Genomic DNA, 7,060 nt, shown 5'->3' with positions numbered 1-7,060 from the left:
TAAGACGACCTTGACGGAGAGCCTGTTATATACCAGCGGAGCAATCGAGGCGCTTGAGCCGTGTGAGCAGCGCGAAATCATGCGCCTAATCGGAAAATTTTCCCATGCGCTCGGCGATGAGTGCGATGCCTTTAAGCAGCATATCGCTGCCGAGAGCCAGGCCGAGAATCAAGGAGAGGGGGGGTCGTGCGACTCTTAATGAGGTTTATGAAGCCGTATCGCGGGCTTGTCGCGGTGACGTTGTTGGTGCTGCTAATCGACAACGTCGGTACGCTGTTGGTTCCCACGATGCTGGCGAACATGGTCAACACCGGCATCACCACGGGCGATGTCGACTACATCCTGCGCAACGGCCTCTACATGCTTATTGCGACCGGCATGGCCAGCGGCGGCGCGGTGCTGGGCTGCTATCTTTCGGCGCGCCTGGCCGCCAACGTGGCCTGCGATATCCGCAACGCCGTCTACGACAAGTCGCTTGAGCTGTCTGCCAGCGACTTTGAGTGCTTTGGCACGGGCTCGATGATCACGCGTTCGCTCAACGACATCAACGTGATCCAGCAGGCGATTCTGCAGACGATTCAACTGGTGCTGCCGGTGCCGTTTTTGGCCGTGGCGGGCATCATCTTTGCCTGGCTCATCGATCCCGCCATGGGCACGCTGCTGGGCGTCGTGGTTGCGATCGTGCTGGTGGCGGCGGTCTTTACGGTCGCTAACGCCGCGCCGATCTTTATGCGCCTGCAGAGCTTTATCGACCGCATGAACGTGGTGCTGCGCGAGAACATCGTGGGCGTTCGCGTCATCCGCGCCTTTAATAAAGAGCGCCACGAGGAGCAGCGCTTGGACGAGGTGTTTAGCGAGTACGCGGACAACGCCATTAAGGTCAACCACCTTTTTGTGGGGCTCGACAGCTCCAGCTTCTTTTTGATGAACATTGCCGAGGTGGCGGTGCTGTGGGTGGGCGGCAACCGCGTGGGCGCCCATGCGATGCAAATCGGCAGCATCTCGGCCGTGCTGGAGTACGCGATCCTGATTCTGTTCTTTGTGATGATGGCGCAGATGGTGGTGCTGACACTCCCGCGCGCCGCCGCATGTCTGAACCGCGCGCAGCAGGTGCTGGAGATTAAGCCGAGCATCGTCGATGGCCAGCGTACGCTCGATGCGGCCGCGTCCGACTCAAAGGACGGGGCCGATGCGGTCGCCGTGTTCGATCACATGTCGTTTCGTTTTGACGATGCCGACGAGGACACGCTGTGCGATCTGAACTTTACCTGTCGCCGCGGCCAGACGACCGCGATCGTGGGCTCGACGGGATCGGGCAAGTCGACGGTGGCAAAGCTTCTGCTGCGCTTCCACGATGCCACCAAGGGCGCCATTCGCCTGGGCGGCGTCGATCTGCGCGAGCTTTCGCAAGACGAGATTCGCGGGCGCATCGCCTATGTGCCGCAGAAGGCATGGCTGTTCTCGGGCACGGTGGCAAGTAATCTGCGCTTTGGCAACGAAGACGCGACCGAGGCCGACATGCTTCATGCGCTTGAGGTTGCCCAGAGCACCTTTGTGCTCGATCAGCCGCAGGGACTCGATACCCCGGTGGCCCAGGGCGGTACGAACTTCTCGGGTGGTCAGCGCCAGCGCCTGGCCATTGCTCGCGCGCTCATGAAGCGCGCCGACCTGTATATCTTCGACGACAGTTTTTCGGCCCTGGACTTTAAGACCGATGCGGCCCTGCGCCATGCGCTGCAGGACGAGACGCGCGACGCCGCGGTGCTTATCATCGCGCAGCGCATCTCGACGATTCTGCACGCCGACCAGATCGTCGTGCTCAAGGATGGCGAGGTCGTGGGCTTGGGCACGCATGGCGAGCTTATGGAAACCTGTGAGGTATACCGCGCCATCGCGGAGTCGCAGATGAAGGGAGGTGAGTAGCATGACCGAGGAGCTCAAGAAGCAGGTCATCGCCGATGACGCCGCGGTTGCAGAGACAGTCGAGAAGACGGGCGCCACGCCCGAGCTGGACGATGCCGCCAGGGCCGCGGCCGAGCGCGAGGCTCGTCGCCAGGCGCTGTACGAGGAAAACGAGCGTGCCGAGGACGAGCGCGCCCGCGCCGAGGCAGAGCGTATGCGCGACGTGGACGACGAAGAAGAGGACGAGACGCCCCGGGATACCTGGGCGACGGTGCGCCGCTTGTGGAGCGAGGCCGCCGGCGACCATTGGCGCTTCTATATCGTGTTCGCGAGCATCGTGTTCTACGTCATCTTTAACACCGCCGCGCCGGCATATAGCGCTCATGTCATCGACGAGCTGTGGGGCCAAATACAGGCGGCGTTTGCCAGCGGAACCACCTTTAGCATCACCTGGGACCAATGCGGTAAGACCATCTTTGTCTACTTTTTAATCTGGACGGCCGCCGGATCGTTCTATGCGCTGCAGAGTTTTTTGATGTCGAGTGTTGCTGAGCGCCTCAACCTGCGCCTGCGCAACCGCATCGCGCAAAAGCTCAGCCGTCTGCCGCTCGCTTACTTTGATGCGCATCGCCCCGGTGAGGTAGTCAGCCGCGCAACCAACGACCTGGACAAGATGTCCGAGAGCATGCAGCGCGGATTGCTGCAGCTGCTGGTGTCGATCGGCACCGTGACGGGCGCCATCATCATGATGTTCGTCTATAGCGTTAGGCTCACGTTGATCTTTTTGGGTTTTACGGCGGTATCGCTGCTGGTGACCAAGGTGGTCTCGCGCCGCACGCATGACGTAACCGGTGAGCGCCAGGAATGGGTCTCCAAGATTACGAGCGCGGTTGAGGAGGGTTACTCGGGCCGTTTGGTGATTCGCGCGTTCAACCGCGAACGCCAGAGTTCTGCCGAGGTGCACGAAGCCTCGGGCGAGCTGGCGCGCGTGAGTGCCAAGGCCGACTTTATGATTAACGCCGTCGGCCCTGCGGTGCGCTTTATCGGCCGTTTGGCGCAGATCGTGATCGCACTGGTGGGCTGCAGCATGCTGGTCGCCGGTCACATGACCGTCGGCGTGTTCCAGGCGTTCCTCCAGTTCATCTACGAGGCGTCCGAGCCCATGACGGAGCTGTCGTTTACCTTTAACTCGCTGCAGAGTGCGCTGGCGAGCGCCGAGCGCGTGTTCGACCTGCTCGACGAGCCCGAGATGGAGGCCGATCCGTTGCCGGTGGCCGCCGCCAAGCTGCCGGGCAAAGTGGAAGGCCGTGTCGCTTTTGAGCATGTGCGCTTTGGCTATGCGCCCGACAAGCCGCTTATGCGAGACGTGTCGTTTACCGCCGAGCCGGGTCAGAAGATCGCCGTGGTGGGAACCACGGGCGCGGGTAAGACCACGCTCATCAACCTGCTCATGCGCTTTTACGAGATCGACGGCGGCCGCATTACCCTCGACGGCGTGGACACGAGCCGCATGAACCGCGGCGAGCTACGCCAGCAGTTTGGCATGGTGTTGCAGGACGCTTGGCTATTTGATGGCACCATTGCCGAGAACATCGCCTACGGCTGTCCCGAGGCGACGCGCGAGGAGATTGTCGCGGCCGCACGTGCCGCACGGGTCGACTTCTTTGTGCGCACTATGCCGCAGGGCTACGACACGCGTGTGGCTAACGATGCCGAGAGCATCAGCCAGGGCCAACGTCAGCTGCTGACCATCGCGCGCGTGCTGCTCAACAACCCGGCGATCCTCATCCTGGACGAGGCGACGTCGAGCGTGGACACGCGCACCGAGCTCGCCATCGGCCGTGCTATGGATGCGCTCATGCGCGGGCGCACGAGCTTTGTGATCGCGCACCGTCTGTCGACGATCGTCGATGCCGACCTCATCCTGGTCATGGATCACGGCAATATCATCGAGCAGGGTACGCACAAGGAGCTGCTGGCTGCCGAGGGCGCTTATGCCGACCTCTACCTAAGCCAGTTCGCATAAGGTGACAAAGGGTCAGTCCCGCATGTCACATCGAAAAGAAAGCGCGCCGGGGGCGGATTCCCTGGCGCGCCTTTTGTGTTGGCGTTCATGCTGTGGCGGTTGCCCGCGGCCCTAGCGCTCGTCCACGAGCTTGGCGACGAGGGCTTTGAGCTCGGCCACCTCTTGCTCGAGTTCCTTGACGCGACGGGCGTTTTCGGTGATGCCCTGACGGTTGAGGGCGCTCTGCTCGGCGGCATCGTCGGGCATGTACTCGCGATGCTGCTTGGCGTCGAAGCTCTCCTCGAACACGCGGCAGCCGTTGCGCTTGATGATGCGCCCGGGCACGCCCACGACGGTGCAGTTGTCGGGCACGTCCTTGACGACGACCGAGTTGCCGCCGATCTTGACGTTGTTGCCGATGTGGATGTTGCCAAGCACCTTGGCGCCCGTGCCCACGGTGACATTGTTGCCCAGGGTGGGGTGGCGTTTGCCGGTCTCGTTGCCGGTGCCGCCGAGCGTGACGCCCTGGTAGAGCACGCAGTTGTCGCCCACGATGGTAGTCTCGCCAATAACGACGCCCATGGCGTGGTCGATAAAGAAGTGCTTGCCGATCTGCGCGGCGGGATGAATTTCGACGCCGGTGATGTGGCGGGTTAACTGCGAGAGCACGCGGGCAAGCGATCGATGGCCGTGTTCCCACAGCCAGTGCTCGGGCACATGATTCCACTTGGCATGCAGGCCGGGGTAGGACAGGAAGATGACCAGGCCATTTTGCGCGGCAGGGTCCTGCGCCTGGACGGTCTTGATGTCCTCGCGAATGGTGTTGATAAAGCTCACCGGCCGCCCTCCCTTAGCGCCACGACAATGCGATTCAATAAAGTATAGCGATTCGCTAGGGATTAGGAAGGGCAATCTTGCTTTGCTTTAGGCGACAGGTGTCAGTTATGCAAACTTGCTGGTAATGAAGTAAGACTTTTGAGGGGTTTGGCCCGTCCTCGCGCCGCAACCGTATACTGGTCAACTTGGACGTGTCCGCGCCCACAACTGAGAGGTTTTACTTCATGGGTTTCATCAATTTTATCGCCGAGCTGCTTAAGGATCCGCGCACTGCGATCGCCAGCTGGATCGCCGCCGGCCCGCTCATGGCCTACGGCTGCGTGTTCCTGATCATCTTTATCGAGACGGGCGTGGTGTTCTTCCCGTTCCTTCCCGGCGACTCATTGCTGTTTGCCTCGGGCTTCTTTGCCCATAACGGTGGCTTTAACATTGTGGCGCTTCTGGCCACCGCATGGGCCGCAGCCATCCTGGGCGATCAGTGCAACTTTATGATCGGCCACTTCTTTGGCCGCAAGATCATCGCCTCGGGCAAGGTAAAGGCCATGACGCCCGAGCGCATCAAAAAGTCCGAGGATTTCCTGGATAAGTGGGGCCATCTGGCCATCTTCCTCGGTCGCTTCTTCCCGTTCATCCGCACCTTTGTGCCCTTCATCGCCGGCATGGGCGGTATGCACTGGCGCAACTTTGTCATCTTTAACGTGCTGGGTGGCATTACCTGGTCGACAGTCTTTACGCTGCTTGGTTACTTCTTTGGTGGCATTCCGTTTGTGCAGGAGCACTTTGAGCTGCTGATCGTGGGCATTGTCGCCGTGTCGATCATCCCGACCGTGGTCGGTCTGGTTAAGGCTAAGCTCGGTAAAAAGAACGCCTAGTCCGAGCTTGTTTTCGGACGTTAATTCCAAGGCTCGTCATCGGATTCGATGGCGGGCCTTTTGTGTAGAAGGCAAATGAAAATACTTTACTTAGTTAAAGAAAATCGTTTTATCTAAGGCGTGCGGGGAGTACAATCACCTGCATGCGAATCGACGCGCCATCGGCTTTGATGCTGCCCGCGTGTCCTGCCCGGCTCTACGCTCCGGGTATGCGACGTTGCGACGCGGCCGGCTTCGGTCCTTGCGTGCGGGTTCGCGAGTATGCAACCGTGTATGTAAGGAGCGACATATGACTGTCGAGAAGAAGGATATCGATTGGGGTAGCCTCGGCTTTAGCTACATGAAGACCGATTACAGCTACGAGGCCCATTGGAAGGACGGCGAGTGGGACGAGGGCGGCCTGACCACCGACCACACCATGCACGTCTCCGAGTGCGGCGGCATCTTCCACTACTGCCAGGAGGTCTTTGAGGGCCTGAAAGCCTACACCGCCGAGGATGGCAGCATCGTCTGCTTCCGTCCCGATATGAACGCCGAGCGTATGTACAACTCCGCCCAGCGTCTGGAGATGCCCCCGTTCCCCAAGGACAAGTTTGTCGAAGCCGTCAAGCAGGTCGTCTCTGCCAACGCCGCATGGGTTCCGCCCTTCGGTTCTGGCGCAACCCTGTATGTGCGTCCGTTTATGATCGGCTCCGGTGACGTGATTGGCGTGGCTCCCGCTCCTGAGTACACGTTCCGCATTCTCGTGACCCCGGTCGGTCCGTACTTTAAGGGTGGCCTCAAGCCCGTCAAGCTGCGCGTTTCCGAGTACGACCGCGCCGCACCGCACGGCACCGGCAACATCAAGGCCGGCCTCAACTACGCCATGTCCCTCAAGCCCACGATGGAGGCTCACCGCGAGGGCTATGCCGAGAACCTGTATCTCGACTCCGAGTCCCGCACCTATGTCGAGGAGACCGGCGGCGCCAACGTGCTGTTCGTGAAGGAGGACGGCACCCTCGTCGTTCCGCAGTCGCACACCGACTCCATCCTGCCCTCTATCACCCGCCGTTCGCTCGTTCAGGTTGCTCAGGACCTGGGCATGACCGTTGACCAGCGTCCCGTCGAGTGGGCCGAGGTCAAGGCCGGTACCTTTGTCGAGTGCGGCCTGTGCGGCACCGCTGCCGTCATCTCCCCGGTCGGCGAGATCGACAACAAGGTTTACGGTGCCGACGAGACCGTGACCTTCCCGGCTGGCTACACCGAGATCGGCCCCGTGATGAAGAAGCTCCGCGAGACCCTGACTGGTATCCAGTCCGGTGCTGTCGAGGATAAGCACAACTGGGTTTACACCGTGGCGTAATTTGTCTTACCTATCCGGGCAGAGAGCAAGTTCCCTCCCGGCGCGTCCTCGGACATGCAAGAAGCCCTCGCTGCGCACTTCGTGCGGCGAGGGCTTCTTGCG

At 60.9% G+C, this 7,060-nt stretch carries 6 protein-coding genes; 5 read left to right on the top strand and 1 reads right to left on the bottom strand.

Going from position 1 to position 7,060, the window contains the following annotated elements; translation table 11 throughout:
- The 3 genes from DXC79_RS10195 to DXC79_RS06685 all read left to right on the top strand — a co-directional run.
- Positions 1–199: hypothetical protein (locus DXC79_RS10195; RefSeq protein ID WP_233503041.1), on the top strand; the 199-nt coding region annotated here is incomplete at its 5' end.
- Positions 199–1,923: an ABC transporter ATP-binding protein gene (locus DXC79_RS06690; RefSeq protein WP_117635599.1), complete on the top strand. Its 1,725-nt coding sequence runs from the start codon at positions 199–201 to the stop codon at positions 1,921–1,923. The genes DXC79_RS10195 and DXC79_RS06690, both read left to right, overlap by 1 nt.
- 1 nt (position 1,924) lies before the next feature.
- Positions 1,925–3,928 carry an ABC transporter ATP-binding protein gene (locus DXC79_RS06685; protein ID WP_199408663.1) on the top strand — a complete coding sequence of 668 codons (2,004 nt, stop codon included), beginning with the start codon at positions 1,925–1,927 and terminating at the stop codon, positions 3,926–3,928.
- Between the two features lie 111 nt (positions 3,929–4,039).
- Here DXC79_RS06685 and cysE read toward each other — a convergent pair whose 3' ends face one another.
- Entirely contained in the window at positions 4,040–4,744 is a 705-nt protein-coding gene (gene cysE, locus DXC79_RS06680) for a serine O-acetyltransferase (RefSeq protein WP_117635598.1), read from the bottom strand.
- Positions 4,745–4,968: 224 nt separating this feature from the next.
- Between cysE and DXC79_RS06675 the strand changes: the two genes are divergently transcribed.
- Together DXC79_RS06675 and DXC79_RS06670 are read left to right on the top strand one after the other, a co-directional pair.
- A complete protein-coding gene (locus DXC79_RS06675) occupies positions 4,969–5,616 on the top strand; it encodes a DedA family protein (RefSeq protein ID WP_117635597.1) in 648 nt (215 codons plus the stop codon).
- Positions 5,617–5,905: 289 nt separating this feature from the next.
- Positions 5,906–6,958, top strand: a complete 1,053-nt coding sequence (locus tag DXC79_RS06670) for a branched-chain amino acid aminotransferase (RefSeq protein ID WP_117635596.1) — start codon at positions 5,906–5,908, stop codon at positions 6,956–6,958.
- The last annotated feature ends 102 nt before the right edge of the window (positions 6,959–7,060 follow it).

The organism is Collinsella sp. TF08-11AT, from assembly GCF_003437035.1.
GTDB lineage: Bacteria > Actinomycetota > Coriobacteriia > Coriobacteriales > Coriobacteriaceae > Collinsella.
Note: the sequence above shows the minus strand (reverse complement) of the source record. Positions and strands in the feature narration are given on the sequence as shown.